We start from the raw sequence: 15,904 nt of genomic DNA, 5'->3' as shown, positions 1-15,904 counted from the left end.
GCGTGCTCCACATCCGCCCTCGTGATGGCGCCGCCCTTGCCGGTGCCGTGGATCCTGGCCGTGTCGACCCCCAGCCGGTGCGCCAGGTGCCGCACGGGAGGGGCGACCGGGGGAGCTTCGTTGGCAGTGACAGCAACGGCGGCGGCCCCGGCCCGGGGCGGCGGTGCCTCATGGCGGGGGGCCCCGACGTCGGCCGGGGTCTGCGTGATCCTGGCCAGCGGGGTACCCACCGGCACGGTTTCGCCGAGGTCCACGAGCAGCTCGGCAACCACCCCCTCCTGGAAGGACTCCACATCCATGACGGTCTTGTCGGTATCCACCACCGCGACGAGGTCCCCGCGGCGCACGTAGTCGCCGGGCTTGACCAGCCATTCGACGATCTTGCCGTGCTCCATGTCAGCACCGAGGGAGGGCATCAGGAAGTCAGCCACGCGCGCCGACCGCCTCCCGCGCTGCGGCGAGAATCCGCTCGACGGACGGCAGGGCCGCCAGTTCCAGCTGCTTGGAATAGGGAATCGGCACTTCGGCACTGCAGACCCGGCCCACCGGGGCATCCAGGTCATAGAACGCCTGCTCGGTGATCCGGGCGCTGATCTCAGCGGAGATGCTTCCGCTGCGCCACCCCTCATCCACCACCACGGCCCGGTGGGTCCGCCGCGCAGAGGTGAGGATGGCGGCGTCGTCGAGCGGCCGCAGGGTGCGCAGGTCCAGCACTTCGGCGTCGATGCCTTCATTCGCGAGCTGCCCGGCGGCGTCAAGCACCGTCGGGAGGGTTCCGCCGTAGGTGATGAGGGAAACATCGTTCCCGGGGCGCCGGACCGCGGCGGTGTCGATGTCCACCGGGCCGGCGTCGTCGTCGAGCTCCCCGGTGACGTTGTACAGCGAGCCGTGCTCGAAGATCAGGACCGGGTCCGGATCCTCCAGCGCGGTCCACAGCATGCCACGGGCGTCGGCGAGCGTGGCGGGGGCGAGGATGCGCAGCCCGGGGATGTGCGCGTACCAGCCCTCAAGGCTGTGGGAATGCTGCGCCCCGAGCTGGCGGCCGGCGCCGGTCGTCATCCGGATCACGACCGGAACATTGAATTGCCCGCCGGACATGTGCAGCAGGGAGGCGGCGTTGTTCACGATCTGGTCCAGGGCGAGGAGGCTGAAGTTGACGGTCATGATCTCCACGATCGGCCGCATCCCGCCGAGCGCCGCGCCGATCCCTGCCCCGACGAAGCCGGACTCCGACAGCGGGGTGTCGCGGATCCGTTCGGGCCCGAATTCCTCCAGCAGGCCCAGGCTGACCGCGAAGGAGCCGCCGTAGGCCCCCACGTCCTCGCCCATCAGGAACACCCGCTCGTCCCGGAGCATCGCGTCGCGGATACCGGCCCGGAGCGCCTCGCGGTAACTTGATTTCATGGCTCACTCCCCCCCGCCGGCGCCGGTTTCCGGGCTGGCGCCGCGCTCGCTGTAGACGAACCGGGTGAGGTCCTCGAGCGGTTCGGGGCTGCCGGCCTCGGCGAATTCGACGGCGGCGGCAACTTCCGCGTCGGCGTCCGCCTCCAGCTGCTCCCAGTCCTGCGCGGAGAGCTGGCCCGCGGCCTCCATCGCGGCGCGCAACAGGACGATAGGGTCACGTTCGAGCCAGCGTGCGACTTCGGCTTTGTCGCGGTACCGTTCCGGGTCGAACATCGAGTGCGCCCGGAACCGGTACGTGCGCAGCTCCAGGAAGTGCGGGCCGCCACCGGAGCGGACGGCGTCCACCGCGCGGCGGGCAGTTTCCTCGACGGCCAGGACGTCCATGCCGTCCACGGCCCACGCCGCGATCTCATAGGCGGCAGCCTTGAGGGCGATGTCCGTCTGCGATTCCGAGCGACCCAGCGCCGTCCCCATGGCATAGAGGTTGTTCTCGCAGCAGAACAGCACGGGCAGTTGCCACAGCGCGGCGAGATTGAGGCTTTCGTGGAATTCACCTTCCGCGACGGCGCCCTCGCCGAAGAAGCACACGGTCACGCGGGAGCGCCCGGCCATCTTGTCCGCGAGGGCAAGCCCGACGGCGAGCGGCAGGCCCCCGGCGACGATCGCGTTGCCGCCGAAGAAACGGGTGGCGGCGTCGAACAAGTGCATGGACCCGCCACGGCCAATGCAGCAGCCCTCCACGAAGCCGTACATTTCCGCCAGGATCGCCCCGGCAGGGACACCGCGCAGGAGGGCGTGGCCGTGCTCCCGGTAGGTGGCGACGACGGCGTCCTCCGGGGCCAGGCTTTCCAGCACCCCGGCCGCGACGGCTTCCTCGCCGATGTAGACGTGCAGGAAGCCGCGGATCTTGGCGGCGCTGTAGAGCTCAACGCATTTCTCCTCAAGCCGGCGGACGCGGAGCATCTGCAGCAGGAGGTGCCGGCCGTGGGCCGGATCCAGGTGGCTGCCGGGCACGTCCGCGGACCCGGTCATGTCCGGGCCTCCGGTGCTGGGGGCCCGGGCGCGGCGTCGTCCGGCTCCGGCGCCCCGGCCGGGGTCTCGATGGTGGAGGTGTCGCCCTCCGGCAGGCCGAGTTCACGGGCCTTGAGCAGCCGCCGGAGGATCTTGCCGCTGCGGGTCCGCGGCAGGGCCGTGGTGAAGTCCAGCAGCCGCGGCGCCACCGCCGGGCCGAGTCTCTTGCGGGCGAAGCCGATGATCTCCAGCTGCAGTTCCTCGGAGGGTTCCCAACCGGGCCGCAGTTCCACGAATGCCTTGACCACCTCGCCGGCCACCGGATCGGGGNNNGGGGACCCCGATCACCCCGGCTTCGGCCACGGCTTCGTGTTCCATCAGCAAGCTCTCCACCTCGAACGGGCCGATCAGGTGTCCCGAGGACTTGATGACGTCGTCGCCGCGTCCGACGAACCAGTAGTACCCGTCGGCGTCGCGCCGGGCGAGGTCGCCGGTGAGGTACCAGCCGCCCACGAAGCAGCGGCGGTAACGTTCCTCCTCATGCAGGTAGCCGCGGAACATCGAGGGCCAGCCCGGCCGCAGCGCCAGTTCGCCGACGGCGTCCGGCGCCGTCACAAGGACCGCCTTGCCGTCGCGGACAATGGGCTTGTCCTGCGCGTCCCTGGCCACGATGCCCGCCTCGACGCCGGGCAGCGGCCGGCCCATCGAGCCGGGGCGGATCTCGGTGGCCGCGTAGTTGGAGATCATGATGCCGCCGGTTTCGGTCTGCCACCAGTTGTCATGCACCGGCTGGCCAAAGGCTTCCTGGCCCCAGACGACGACCTCCGGATTGAGCGGTTCCCCGACGCTGGCCACGAAGCGCAGCGCGGACAGGTCATGGCCCCGGGCGCGGTCCGCGCCGGCCTTCATCAGCATCCGCAGGGCCGTGGGGGCGGTGTACCAGACGGTGACGTGCTGCTCGGCGAGGATCCGGTACCAGCGGTCCGCGTCCATCTCCTCTTCGTCCACGATCGTTGTCACCCCGTGGGTCAACGGCGCGATCACACCGTACGAGGTGCCGGTGACCCAGCCGGGGTCGGCCGTGCACCAGTACACGTCCTCCGGGTGCAGGTCCAGCGCGGAGGTGCCGGTCGCGTGGTGGGCTGTGACGGCGTCGTGCACGTGGACGGCGCCCTTCGGGGTTCCGGTGGTGCCGGACGTGAAGTGCAGCAGGGCCATGTCCTCGGCCTGCGTCGCGGCGATCACGGCGTCGGCCGGCGCTGCGCGCATCAGCGCGGCGAGGTCCAGCGTTCCCGGCTCCGGGCTGCCGTCGGCGTCGGTCAGCAGGACGTACCGGAGTTCCGGCAGCGAGCCGCGGAGCTGGGCAATCTTTTTGCGGTAGAGCGCCCGGGTGGTGACCAGGGCCCGGCCGGAGCCCAACTGCAGCCGCTGGCGGACGGGTTCGGGGCCGAACGCGGAGAACAGCGGGCAGAAGACGCTGGCGTTCTTCAGGGTGCCCAGCACCGCGATGTACAGCGCCGGGCCGCGGCCGGTGAGCGAGAAGACGCGCTCACCGCGCCCGATGCCGAGCGCGCGCAGCACTCCCGCAAAGCGGTTGGTCTGCTCTGCAAGGTCGGCGAACGTGAGCGAGTGGCTGCTGCCGTCGGCCCGGACGAACCGCAGCGCCTCGTGCCCGGCGAGCCCCCCGGCGGCGTGCCGGTCCACAGCTTCATAAGCGATGTTGACGCCGCGGCCCCCGGGCAGTCCGGACAGTTGATGGCGGGCTTCGTCCCAGGAGAACGCCGCACACGCCGCGTCATAGTCCACCAGGTTCGGCCGGACCCGGAGGCCGCCGACGTCTTTGGCAATGGTGGGCCAGCGGGTCGAGGGTTCCGTTCCTGCCGTCATGGTTCCATCGCACTCCTGCCCGGCAAGGGTTCCTAGAGGATAAAGACCCGGCGCGCGGGTCTCGGAAGCAGCCGGCAGGCGGCCCGACATCAAACGGCGCGGCTGGGAATCCTGCGCCGGCCAGCCACTAAACTGGGTCCCATGACTGCCAACAGTGCCCCCGCAGCTGACACCGCTGCCGCCCGTGCCCGCCTTCTTGAACTGATCAAGGAGTTGGCCGTCGTCCGCGGCAAGGTCATCCTCTCGAGCGGCGCCGAGGCCGACTACTACATCGACCTGCGCCGCATCACGCTGCACCATGAGGCGTCCAAGCTGGTCGGCCAGGTCATGCTCTCGCTGCTGGAGGACGCCGGCATCGACTTTGAGTGCGCGGGCGGACTCACCATGGGTGCCGACCCGGTGGGTACCGCCGTGATGCATTCCGCCGTCGACGCCGGACGGCCCGTCGACGCCTTCGTGGTCCGCAAGGCGCAGAAGTCCTACGGCATGGGCCGGCAGGTGGAGGGCCCCTCCGTCGAGGGCCGCAAGGTGCTGGTGCTGGAGGACACTTCCACGACCGGCGGCTCCGCGCTGACCGCCGTCGAGGGCGTCCGCAAAGCCGGCGGCAACGTTGTCGCCGTCGCCGTGATCGTGGACCGCGACACCGGTGCCAAGGAAAAGATCGAAAAAGAGGCCGGTGTTCCCTACCTCTTCGCGTTCGGCAAGGACGAACTCGGCCTGAGCTAGCCCGTTCATCCGTCAGCGGACGCGTGTGGACGGTGGATTGGGCGGTGAATTATCATTTTGAGGTATCCACCACACCCCTCCGGAGACCACGCGCCATGCTCCTTCCCGACGAAATCCTCGGATCTGTTCCCCTCAGCACCGTCGACCAGATCCAGAACCTCATCCTGGACAGCGCCGATTTTGAGGACTTCCTCAACGAGCTCGCGCGTTTCTCCGCGCACCAGGTGGCGGGCGCCGGCGATGACGCCCTGTGTGGCATCACGCTGCTGCGCGACCGCAAGGCGGCGACCATCGGCTGGAGCAGCGACTCCGCCCGCGAAGTGGACGAAATCCAGTACCGGCTCTCGCAGGGCCCGTGCCTGACAGCAGCGCAGGAGGAACGCGAAGTCTACGTTCCGGACCTGTTCGATGAGGACCGCTGGGGACCCGACTATGCCAGTGCCGTCGCTTCCCACGGGCTTCGCTCGGTGCTCTCCGTGCCCTTCCACCTCCAGGGCGAGGCCCAGGCGGCGCTGAACCTTTACTCGGATGTGCCGCACAAGTTCGACGGCGACGTCGCCGCCCGGGCGCGCGGCTACACCCGTGAAATCTCACAGGCGCTGCGGCTGGCCGTCCGCTTCTCCCTGCACACGGACAGTGCCACCAATCTGCGGGCCACCCTGGAATCCCGTACCGTAATCGACATGGCCATCGGAATTGTCATGGCACAGAACCGCTGCAACCAGGAAGCGGCTGTCAAGATCCTCACCGACGCCTCCAGCAACGGGAACGTCAAGCTGCGGGACATCGCCACCTCGCTGGTCCAGTCCGTGGGCGGCACCAAATCCCGGACACACTTCGAGGAACCCGGCCGGCGAGCAGTCGGCTGAACCGGTAGCGCCATATGACTTGTGCACACCCCCGGTGGCCTATACGCTAAATGCGGTTGAGCCGTCGGCCATAGACACCCTTTTTTGGAGTACCTATGGACGCATCGTTGAACGCTCAAGCCAAACTGGACATCGCTTCAGATGTCCTCCGGATCGATGTCCGGGGGAGCCTTACGCAGGACTCCCGCCCCGCCCTGATGCAGCTGATCCAGCGCGTCCGCCGCATGGGCATCACGTCACACATCCGGGTCAACCTCGGCCGCGCCGCCTTCGTGGAATCCGCGGCCCTGGCCGGCCTCCGCAACGACCTCAATGCGATCGACGGCGCCGCGGGGCTGGTCGACACCGCCGGCGCCCTGCCCAGCTCGGCCGGGGTTTCCCTCGAGCTGAACCCTTATCTGGAAAGCGCCGTCACCGCGCTGCCGTCCCTCGACCTCTCGACGGACTTCACCGCGTCCCTTGACTCCTCAGGGACCCGGCCGTTGAACGTCTTCTCCGATGACGAATTGCTGGCGGCGAGTGACTCCGTGTTCGGGCTGCTGGATAACCCGGCGGACATGGCCCGCTCGCAACTTCTGGCGACCTATAACGAAATCGGTCTCGAAATCAGCCGCCGCAACGTCGGCCTCGAAGCAGTCCGCCCCGGTGCCGACCGCGAGTCCGAGCCCGCCTAGCCAGGGTCATCCGCCGGACTGTGGCTGAGCTGTTATCCGGCGCCGTTTCTGATCCGCGTTCCCCGGTGACTACGGTAGAGATGTGCCGCGTGAGCCGGAAGTTGAGGATGTGGGCGCGGACGGCGACGCCGCCCGTGTGCTTCGGCACGCCGCCGCAATGCGACGTTTCTCCCGGCGTGGTTTCCTGGCCGGCGCGGGCTCGGCCTCGGTGCTGGCGGCCGACATGATCTTCACCCGGCGCGTGCAGGCCGAGCGCCGCGTCCACAAGATCCTCACGGTGCCGGATGAGACTGCCGGGAAGTACTTCCCCCACGCCAGCTGGTTCCTCTTCCCCGGCTACAAAACGAGCTGGGAGGAAGCCCAGTGGATCCTGAACGCGCTCCGCGGGGCGCTGAACAAACGGGGCCAGCTCGCCGCCGTCGGATACTCCAACGTGGGCCTCGACATCGACGAGATCGTGATCGCCGTGGTCGAGCACGCGCGGGCCCATCAGCTGACCACGTTGTACTTCTACGGCCACAGCTTCGGCGGCATGGTGGCAACCCAGGTTGCCGCCCGCCTTCGGGAGCTTCACGGCATTGAGGTGGCGCTCATCCTGCTCGATTCCAGTCCGTGCACCAAGTACGACGTGCTGGACCAGAGCTGGTTTGAGGGTGTGGTGCTGCTCTACGAGAGCGGCTTCCGCTTCCCCACGGTGCTGCGCGGCGGCTACGAACTCGGCGAGCGGGTGCTGCACAAGGACGAGCGCAGCTGGGGACAGGTCCTGGACCAGACCTTGGAACAGCTCTCGCCGATTGCGCCATCCACCGTGCTGATCCAGTCTGAGTCCGCCTATATCTACCACTTCGACGCAACCCGCTTTGCGGGAAAGCTCGGCGGGACGCGGATGGCCTTCATCGGCAACCCGCGCGACCGGACCGTGGACTACGCGGCAGCCCGGGACTCCTGGTCCCTGATCTTCAAGGACAATATGGTCTCCAACAGTTTGAGGACCGACGGCGCCCGGCCGGCGCACGCCAGCCCGGGCTGGAATCCGTTCGTCTACCGGCCGATCATCGAGGGGCTGGAGGACGAGCTTTTCCCGCTGCCGTCCGGCGGAGGCAGGAAAACCGCCTTCTAACGCAGGTCCTAGATCTGGTTCTTCAGGTCTGCCACGGAGTTCAGGATCTGGTTGGGCCGGAACGGGTACGCGGCGATGTCGTCCTTATGGGTGATACCGCTGAGCACCAGCACTGTGTGCAGCCCCGCTTCCATGCCCGCGATGATGTCGGTGTCCATCCGGTCACCGATCATGGCGGTGGTTTCCGAATGCGCGTCGATCTGGTTCATGGCCGAGCGGAACATCATCGGATTCGGCTTGCCCACAATGTACGGCTCCCGGCCGGTCGCCTTGGTGATGAGCGCCGCGATGGCGCCGGTGGCGGGCATCGGGCCGTCCTTCGAGGGCCCGGTGGCGTCGGGGTTGGTGGCGATGAACCTCGCCCCGCCCAGGATCAGCCGGATGGCCATGGTGATGGCTTCAAAGGAGTAGGTGCGGGTTTCGCCGAGCACCACAAAGTCCGGGTCCTGGTCGGTGAGGATAAAGCCCGCCTCGTGCAGCGCCGTCGTGAGGCCCGCCTCGCCGATCGTGTAGGCGCGGTTGCCCGAATCCGAACCCCGCACCTGGTCCTTGAGGAACTGGGCCGTGGCCAGGGCCGAAGTCCAGATGTTCTCCTCGGGGATCTCCAGGCCCGAGCTCTTCAGCCGGGCGGCGAGGTCACGGGGCGTGAAGATGGAGTTGTTGGTCAGGACGAGGAAGCGCTTGGACGTGTCCACCCAGCGCTGGATGAGTTCAGCGGCACCCGGGATGGGCTGGTTTTCGTGGACCAGGACGCCATCCATGTCGGTCAGCCAGCACTCGATCTCCTGGCCGCTGCGGTACACGGATTTTGATGAAAGCACGTGGTCCGAGTCTTCCCTGTGGTCTGCCTGCTGCTCCGCCATGCTGTCCTCCGCCGATAATGTGCCGATGCCAGTCCCAGTCTAATGTTGAGTCGTGACTGAACCCGAGATACCCAGCGAAATCCCTCCCGTGACCGCGCAGGAGGGGGAAGCGGCAGCCGAGGCAGAGCCCAAGGCGGAGGTCGGCGTCGGCCCCTGGGAAGGCGAACTGCCGGCGGGCGAGCACTGGGACCCGGACCTCCTCGCGGACGGCGACCGGCGCAATGTGGTGGACAAATACCGCTACTGGAAGCACGAGTCGATCGTGGCGGACCTGGACTCCAAGCGGCACAATTTCCACATTGCGATCGAAAACTGGCAGCACGACATGAACATCGGCACCGTCGTGCGCAGCGCCAACGCGTTCCTGGCCAAGGAAGTGCACATCATCGGACGACGCCGGTGGAACCGCCGCGGAGCCATGGTCACCGACCGCTACCAGCACATCCGCCACCACCCGACCGTGGACGACTTCGTGGCGTGGGCGCAGGGGGAGGGCCTGGCCATCATCGGCATCGACATCTTCCCGGACTCCGTCCCGCTGGAAACCTATGAACTGCCCAAAGACTGCGTGCTGGTGTTTGGGCAGGAGGGCCCGGGGCTGTCCCCCGAGGTCCACCAGGCGGCGGTGGACACCTTGTCGATCGAGCAGTTCGGCTCCACCCGCTCCATTAACGCCGCCTCGGCCGCGGCCATCGCGATGCACGCCTGGATCCGCCGGCACGTGTTCAACCAGCTCCCGGGGTAGGCCGGGCCTCCGGGGTCCGCGCGAGTTGGCACTTCGCAGCAATGTTGCGCACCAACACTGCCGCGAAATGCCAACTCGATGCGCCGCGGGGCGCAGGACTGTGGATAAGTCCTCCGGAGTCTTGCGGAAGCAGGCACAATGGGCCATGCGCAGGGCACCGCTTCCGCTCCACCTGACATCCGGATCATTTTCGCTGCGTGCCGCGGACAAGGCCGGGGTCACCCGCACCCGCACCGTGGCCCGGGATCTGGTGACCGTGTCCCGCGGCATCAGGGTCCCCACTGGTTCTTCCGCCACGGGTTCTGCCGCCCTGCGGGCATACACCGACCTTGACGACGAGTCCACCCTCAGCCTCGGGTCGGCGGCGCGCCTCTGGGACGCGCCCCTGCCCGGCTGGCTCGAGGAGGACTGGCGCATCCACCTCGCCCGGCGCCGGGGTTCCAGCACGCCGCGACGGGTCAACGTTGTGGGGCATTTGTTGGCACTGTTCCCGGATGAGGTGGTGGAGCTCGACGGCGTCCGGCTCACCTCGCCGGCCCGGACCTGGCTGGACCTGGCCTCGGTACTCAGCGCCGAGGACCTTGTCATAGCCGGCGATTCACTGGTCTGCGAACACGGGCCGGAGTTCCCTGTACCCCGCCAGGCCCGGTGCAGCATCGACGAGTTGCGGGTCATGGTGGAGCGGCACCCGGGAAGCCGCGGTATGCGGAAGGCGCGGTCCGCCGTCGAGCTCATCCGGGTGGGTGCCGATTCGCCACCCGAAACGCGGCTGCGGCTGGCGCTGGTCCGTGCCGGGCTGCCCGAACCGATACTGAACCACGTGGTCTGGGGCGAGGACCCGTGGGGCGGCCCGGGCTCTCCCGTCCTGTGGCCCGATGCCGCCTACCCGCAGTGGCGGGTTGGACTCCAGTACGAAGGGGCACACCACAACGGGGCGGACCAGTACTTGCGCGACATCAGGAGGGCCGACACCGCGGCGCGTTGCGGTTGGATCGAGGTTCGCGTGTCCCGCCTGGACCTCGCCGGCGAGCATCCCGCTGCCGTCCGCAAGGTCCGCAGCGCGCTGGAGAGCCGCGGCAGGCGCGCGAGTTGACAGTTTGCGGCAGTGTTGGGCGCCAATACTGCCGCGAAATGCCTACTCGGCGAATGGGAGCAGGGGACGGGGGTCCAGCGAGTTATTACAGGCCCGAGTGACCGGAACCACTGCCCCCGGCGCAGGAATGGCTAGGATGGTTCCTAGCCGACGAGGTTCACTCCAGGGTCAACCAGCCCGCAGACGAAATTCACTTTAGGAGTCAGTATGCCCATTGCAACCCCAGAGATCTACTCCGAGATGATCGACCGCGCTAAGGCGGGCGGCTTCGCGTTCCCGGCCGTCAACGTCACCTCCTCCCAGACCCTGAACGCCGCCCTCCGCGGCTTCGCCGAGGCCGAGTCCGACGGCATCGTCCAGGTCTCCACCGGCGGCGCTGCCTATTGGTCCGGCGCCTCCACCAAGGACATGGTGGCCGGTTCCCTGGGCTTCGCCGCGTTTGCCCGCGAGGTGGCCAAGAACTACGGCGTTAATATCGCCCTGCACACGGACCACTGCCCGAAGGACAAGCTGGACGGCTTCGTCCTGCCGCTGCTGGCAGCCTCCGAGGCCGAGGTCAAGGCCGGCCGCAACCCGCTCTTCAACTCGCACATGTGGGACGGCTCGGCCGAAACCCTGCAGGAGAACCTGCGGATCGCCCGCGAACTGCTCGAGCGCACCGCCGCCGCCAAGATGATCCTCGAGGTCGAAATCGGCACCGTCGGCGGCGAGGAAGACGGCGTCGAGAACGCCATCAACGACAAGCTGTACACCACCGTCGAGGACGCCCTGGCCACGATCGACGCCCTCGGCTCCGGCGAAAACGGCCGCTACATCACGGCGCTGACCTTCGGCAACGTGCACGGCGTCTACAAGCCCGGTGGCGTCAAACTCCGCCCGGAAATCCTCAAGGACATCCAGGAGCAGGTCGGCGCCAAGATCGGCAAGGCCAACCCGTTCGACCTCGTCTTCCACGGCGGCTCCGGCTCCTCCGAGAAGGAAATCGCGGACGCGGTGTCCTACGGCGTCATCAAGATGAACATCGACACCGACACCCAGTACGCCTACACCCGCCCCGTGGCGGACCACATGTTCCGCAACTACGACGGCGTGCTGAAGGTCGACGGCGAGGTCGGCAACAAGAAGCTCTACGATCCCCGCGTCTGGGGTGCCTCCGCCGAGGCAGGCCTCGCGGCCCGCGTCGTCGAGGCTGCGCAGCAGCTCGGCTCCACCGGCAAGACGTTCTAGGCATGTCGGACGAGTTCCGCAAGAACCTGATGGGTCCTGAGCCGACGCTCCTGCCTGCCGAGACCGAGGTCTACGCGGCGCTGGATGCCGGCCAGGAAGCCCTGGACCTGGTGGAAAAGCACCCGACGTCCTCGCTGCTCTGGGCCGTGCTGGCCGAGGAAGCGTGGAGCGAGGGCCGGACCATCGACTCCTACGCGTACTCCCGCGTCGGCTACCACCGCGGCCTGGATTCGCTGCGCCGCAACGGCTGGCGCGGCGTCGGGCCCATCCCCTGGGAACACGAACCGAACCGCGGCTTCCTGCGAGCCCTATACTCGCTGGGCCGCGCCTCCGCGGCAATCGGCGAAGCCGAGGAGCCGGAGCGGATCGAGAAGTTCCTCAAGGACTCCGACCCCACTGCCAAGGCAGCCATCGAAGCAGAGAAACGCTGACCGTCACGGCACCGAGAAGCAACGCGGGGTCACTTCCGGCCCATTCCACCCCTTGGGATGGGCCGGAAGNCGCCGTCGTCGGTGCGGAAAGTGGGGGATCAGCTGGTCTTGGCCAGGCCGGTGCGGGCCATCGCGTCCAGGTAGACCGTTGCCATCTCATCGAGGTACTGCTCCTGCCGGGCAGGTGTGCCGGCGAAGGCGCGGCCGCTGAGCGAGCGGACCTTGTAGGTCTTGAGGCCGCGGCGCCAGATCATGGGCACCTCGGTCTTGAGGAGGAGGTTTGCGAGGCGGTTGGCTTCGGTGCCGTGCGCCACGATCACCGAGGCGCGGGGCACAACGGCGAGGAACTTCAGCAGCGGCTTCAGGCCTGCGGAAATCTGGTCCGGCGTGAACTTGCCGTTGGGCTCGCCCGGGACGTACCAGGGGTGGACGTTCCAGGGCATCACGTACTCCGGGCGCAGGCCCAGCTTCCACTGGACACCGAGCAGGCGGGTGGCGGCTTCCTCGTCACCGGCGGTGATGAAACCCGATTCATCCTCTGTTCCGATGTTGGAGAAGAGGCTGATGATGCGGCACTCATCGATGTCGTGCATCGGGTCCACATAGGGAACATTCGTGCCAGCTTTGGTTGCCTGCAGCGTGTCGCACAGCTCGTTGACGGCCGCGACGCTAGGTTCGTAGCGGCGGCTCAAAAGCTGTTCGCGGGAATTTTCAGTGGCCAAGGCTGTCATATATTGCTGAGTCTCCTGCGGGATTGGTGAAGCTGCCAGACCGTACGCGGGCACGCCGAGCACCGGGGCACGCCGAATACGGTGTGGTTTGAAAATGTGGTGTGGACCGATTCCTGGTCGATCCTTATTAGTCTATCAAGCCCTGCGAAATGACGGGCCGGCCGCAGGCGATCTACCAGAGCCGCGCGGTGGCGCGGCGGGCGCCTTCGCCCAGGGATTCCAGCTTGGCAAAGGCGATTTGCGGGTGCACCCGGCCGCCGAGACCGCAGTCTGTGGAGGCAATCACATTTTCCCGGCCCACCAATTGGGCGAAGCGCACGATCCGGTCAGCCACCAGGTCCGGGTGCTCGACGACGTTGGTGGCGTGGGAGACGACGCCGGGGATGATGACTTTTCCGTCGGGAAGCTTGGTGTCCTCCCAGACGCGCCATTCATGCTCGTGGCGGACGTTGGCGGCCTCGAAGGAGTAGCCCCCCGCATTGACCTGCAGTACGGAGCCGATGATGTCCGCGAAGGGGATGTCCGTGGTGTGCGGTCCGTGCCAGGAACCCCAGCACACGTGCAGCCGGATCTGCTCCTGGGGGAGGTCGCGCAGGGCCCAGTTTGTGGCCTCGACCCGGAGCTGGATGAACTTGAGATAGTCGGCCAGGCTCGGTTCCGGATTGATCTGGTCCCAGCTTTCGGCCAGCGACGGGTCGTCGAGCTGGACAGTGAGACCGGCGTCGATGATGGCCTTGTACTCCTCACGCATGGCGTCGGCGCAGGCGTAGAGGAGCTCCTCATCGGTCTTGTAGTACTCGTTCGCGACGCGGGCGCAGGAGCCGGGGGACAGGGAAGCGACGAAGCCCTCGGACAGCCCGGCTGCGGCCATGCCGGTCTTGAGGTTGGCGATGTCCGAGCCCACCAGAGCCTGCCCGGTGTAGCGCAGCGGGCCGGCGATCTTCGGCTGCGTGACGCTCTTGCGGTGCGCCAGGATCCCGGAGGACGGGTCGTTGTAGGCGTCGTTGAACTTCTGCCGGTCGCGCCGGTCCGGGAAGGTGGTCAGCACGATGTGGCCGGGGCTGGAGCGGTGAACCGCGGAGTCAGCCCAGCGGTCCACATCGGTCGGTTCAAGGCCGCCAAGCCGGCTGAAGGAGTAGTTCCACCACGCGCCGTAGTCCACCGAGCTGGACATGGTGTGCCCGTATTCGCCGTCGTTGGGGATATCGATGCCGAGGTCTTTCTGCCGCTGCACGATGTCAGCCACGGAGGTTTCCAGCAGGTCCAGGAACTCGGGGGTGATGCCGTCTGCTTCCTTGGCCTCGTTCGCGGCGATGAGCTCGGGGGTGCGGGGCAACGAGCCGGCGTGGGTGGCGCGGATATGGTCGGTGTTCTGCTGCGCGTTCGGCTGCATGGGGGCGCTTCCTTTCCATCGGTCCTGGCGGTAGCACCTTTGCCGTCCCAGCGGCCGCGGCTAAGCGGGCTGTGTCCGGGCAGGGTTGCTGCGGCGTCAACGGTCCAGGTCCCTCGGCCGCTCGGGATGGTCAACTCTTACTTAATTCCACCCGGCAGCCCTGCGCAAGTCTTTCCGGCGTAGTCCCGCTGGCTGGACACCGCGTCGCGGGCGCAACCGGCAGGAAGTCCATTGGATGGTCAAATGAGCTGCCGCCACCGCGATCGGCTAAACTTGGGTGGTAAGAGCCCCGGACTCTGGCGTTGATGGTAAGAGCACAGCGGTAGATTCGGGGCATTCTCATGAACGGCGCTGAGCTCCGGTGACCACCCTGGTGAATCACACGGACTTCGGCCCGAACGAATGGGGGAGGATCCCATGCCAGCAATCGTGATCGTCGGAGCCCAATGGGGCGACGAAGGCAAAGGTAAGGCCACTGACCTGCTTGGTGGCCGAGTCGACTACGTCGTCAAGCCCAACGGCGGCAACAATGCCGGGCACACCGTCGTCGTAGGCGGTGAGAAGTATGAGCTCAAGCTCCTTCCGGCCGGCATCCTGAGCCCGAATGCAGTCCCGGTGATCGGCAACGGTTGCGTGGTGAATCTTGAAGCGCTGTTCCAGGAGATCGACGGCCTCGAGGCCCGCGGCGCGGACACCTCCAAGCTGCGTGTCTCCGCCAACGCCCACCTCGTGGCGCCCTACCACCAGGTGCTGGACAAGGTCACCGAACGGTTCCTCGGCAGCCGCGCGATCGGCACCACCGGCCGCGGCATCGGTCCCGCCTACATGGACAAGGTGGCCCGCCTCGGCATCCGCGTGCAGGACGTCTTTGACGCTTCCATCCTCCGGCAGAAGGTCGAAGGCTCGCTCCGGCAGAAGAACGAACTGCTGGTCAAGGTCTACAACCGCCGGGACATCGAGGTGGACGAGATCGTGGACTACTTCCTGTCCTTCGCCGAACGCCTGCGCCCGCTGGTCATCGACAGCACCTTCGTGCTGAACAAGGCGCTGGACGAGGGCAAGGTGGTCCTCATGGAGGGCGGCCAGGCCACGTTCCTGGACGTCGACCACGGCACCTACCCGTTCGTGACCTCCTCGAACCCGACGGCCGGGGGCGCCTCCGTGGGCTCGGGCATCGGCCCCACCCGCATCTCGCGCTCCATCGGCATCATCAAGGCCTACACCACCCGTGTGGGCGCCGGGCCGTTCCCCACCGAACTGTTCGATGAGATGGGCATGTACCTGCAGAAGACCGGCGGCGAATTCGGCGTCAACACCGGCCGCCCGCGCCGTTGTGGCTGGTACGACGCCGTGCTCGCGCGCCATGCCTCCCGGGTCAACGGCTTCACCGACTACTTCGTCACCAAGCTGGACGTGCTCACCGGCATCGAGCAGATCCCGGTCTGCGTTGCTTACGACGTCGACGGCGTCCGGCACGACGAAATGCCGATGACCCAGACCGAGTTCCACCACGCCAAGCCGATCTTCGAGTACTTCGAGGGCTGGACCGAGGACATCACCGGCGCCCGCACCCTGGACGACCTCCCGGAGAACGCCAAGAACTACGTGCTGGCCCTCGAGAAGCTTTCCGGCACCCGCTTCTCGGCGATCGGCGTCGGGCCGGACCGCGACCAGACCATCGTCATCAACGACCTGATCAACGACTAGCCGTTCAGACTGACGCCCGGCGG

General features: G+C 67.4%; 15 protein-coding genes, 1 pseudogene and 1 riboswitch. Of the genes and pseudogenes, 9 read left to right on the top strand and 7 right to left on the bottom strand.

The window, feature by feature from the left end; all coding sequences use genetic code 11:
* The 4 genes and pseudogenes from K789_RS0114525 to acsA form a co-directional block, all read right to left on the bottom strand.
* On the bottom strand, positions 1-431 hold a 431-nt coding region (locus K789_RS0114525; RefSeq protein WP_024367387.1), incomplete at its 3' end, for a biotin/lipoyl-containing protein.
* A complete protein-coding gene (locus tag K789_RS0114520) occupies positions 424-1,404 on the bottom strand; it encodes an alpha-ketoacid dehydrogenase subunit beta (protein WP_024367386.1) in 981 nt (326 codons plus the stop codon). The genes K789_RS0114520 and K789_RS0114525, both read right to left, overlap by 8 nt.
* Before the next feature lie 3 nt (positions 1,405-1,407).
* A complete protein-coding gene (gene pdhA / locus K789_RS0114515) occupies positions 1,408-2,436 on the bottom strand; it encodes a pyruvate dehydrogenase (acetyl-transferring) E1 component subunit alpha (protein ID WP_024367385.1) in 1,029 nt (342 codons plus the stop codon).
* Positions 2,433-4,302 (bottom strand): annotated as a pseudogene (gene acsA, locus K789_RS23220) (acetate--CoA ligase). The gene pdhA and the pseudogene acsA overlap by 4 nt, the downstream one beginning before the upstream one ends.
* A 141-nt stretch (positions 4,303-4,443) precedes the next feature.
* Between acsA and pyrE the strand changes: the two are divergent.
* From pyrE to K789_RS0114490, 4 genes are all read left to right on the top strand, one after another.
* On the top strand, positions 4,444-5,028 hold the full coding sequence (gene pyrE, locus K789_RS0114505; protein WP_024367384.1) for an orotate phosphoribosyltransferase: 585 nt from the start codon (positions 4,444-4,446) through the stop codon (positions 5,026-5,028).
* Positions 5,029-5,123: 95 nt separating this feature from the next.
* Positions 5,124-5,897, top strand: a complete 774-nt coding sequence (locus K789_RS0114500; protein WP_051181071.1) for a GAF and ANTAR domain-containing protein — start codon at positions 5,124-5,126, stop codon at positions 5,895-5,897.
* 95 nt (positions 5,898-5,992) lie between these two features.
* The gene (locus K789_RS0114495; protein ID WP_024367382.1) at positions 5,993-6,571 is read left to right on the top strand and encodes a hypothetical protein; all 579 of its coding nucleotides are present in this window, start codon (positions 5,993-5,995) and stop codon (positions 6,569-6,571) included.
* 82 nt (positions 6,572-6,653) lie between these two features.
* The gene (locus K789_RS0114490; protein WP_024367381.1) at positions 6,654-7,691 is read left to right on the top strand and encodes a thioesterase domain-containing protein; all 1,038 of its coding nucleotides are present in this window, start codon (positions 6,654-6,656) and stop codon (positions 7,689-7,691) included.
* Positions 7,692-7,699: 8 nt separating this feature from the next.
* Here the strand turns inward: K789_RS0114490 and K789_RS0114485 are convergent, their stop codons facing one another.
* A complete protein-coding gene (locus K789_RS0114485; RefSeq protein WP_024367380.1) occupies positions 7,700-8,554 on the bottom strand; it encodes an HAD-IIA family hydrolase in 855 nt (284 codons plus the stop codon).
* Between the two features lie 79 nt (positions 8,555-8,633).
* Here K789_RS0114485 and K789_RS0114480 point away from each other — a divergent pair, with 79 nt between their 5' ends.
* From K789_RS0114480 to K789_RS0114465, 4 genes are all read left to right on the top strand, one after another.
* Complete coding sequence (locus K789_RS0114480; protein WP_051181072.1) at positions 8,634-9,299, top strand: TrmH family RNA methyltransferase; 666 nt, start codon at positions 8,634-8,636, stop codon at positions 9,297-9,299.
* 145 nt (positions 9,300-9,444) lie between these two features.
* Positions 9,445-10,392, top strand: a complete 948-nt coding sequence (locus tag K789_RS0114475) for a hypothetical protein (protein WP_024367378.1) — start codon at positions 9,445-9,447, stop codon at positions 10,390-10,392.
* A gap of 207 nt (positions 10,393-10,599) precedes the next feature.
* Positions 10,600-11,619: a class II fructose-bisphosphate aldolase gene (fbaA, locus tag K789_RS0114470; RefSeq protein ID WP_024367377.1), complete on the top strand. Its 1,020-nt coding sequence runs from the start codon at positions 10,600-10,602 to the stop codon at positions 11,617-11,619.
* A gap of 2 nt (positions 11,620-11,621) precedes the next feature.
* Positions 11,622-12,050: a DUF3151 domain-containing protein gene (locus K789_RS0114465; protein ID WP_024367376.1), complete on the top strand. Its 429-nt coding sequence runs from the start codon at positions 11,622-11,624 to the stop codon at positions 12,048-12,050.
* Between the two features lie 98 nt (positions 12,051-12,148).
* Here the strand turns inward: K789_RS0114465 and K789_RS0114460 are convergent, their stop codons facing one another.
* Positions 12,149-12,781, bottom strand: a complete 633-nt coding sequence (locus K789_RS0114460) for a uracil-DNA glycosylase (RefSeq protein WP_024367375.1) — start codon at positions 12,779-12,781, stop codon at positions 12,149-12,151.
* 172 nt (positions 12,782-12,953) lie between these two features.
* Positions 12,954-14,174: a cobalamin-independent methionine synthase II family protein gene (locus K789_RS0114455; RefSeq protein WP_024367374.1), complete on the bottom strand. Its 1,221-nt coding sequence runs from the start codon at positions 14,172-14,174 to the stop codon at positions 12,954-12,956.
* Positions 14,175-14,186: 12 nt separating this feature from the next.
* Positions 14,187-14,307, bottom strand: a riboswitch (SAM riboswitch).
* A 284-nt stretch (positions 14,308-14,591) separates the two neighbouring features.
* Between K789_RS0114455 and K789_RS0114450 the strand changes: the two genes are divergently transcribed.
* A complete protein-coding gene (locus K789_RS0114450; RefSeq protein WP_024367373.1) occupies positions 14,592-15,881 on the top strand; it encodes an adenylosuccinate synthase in 1,290 nt (429 codons plus the stop codon).
* The last annotated feature ends 23 nt before the right edge of the window (positions 15,882-15,904 follow it).

It is taken from the genome of Arthrobacter sp. TB 26 (assembly GCF_000427315.1).
Lineage (GTDB): Bacteria > Actinomycetota > Actinomycetes > Actinomycetales > Micrococcaceae > Arthrobacter.
The sequence above is the reverse complement of the archived record's forward strand: the minus strand, read 5'-3'. Positions and strand labels throughout refer to the sequence as shown.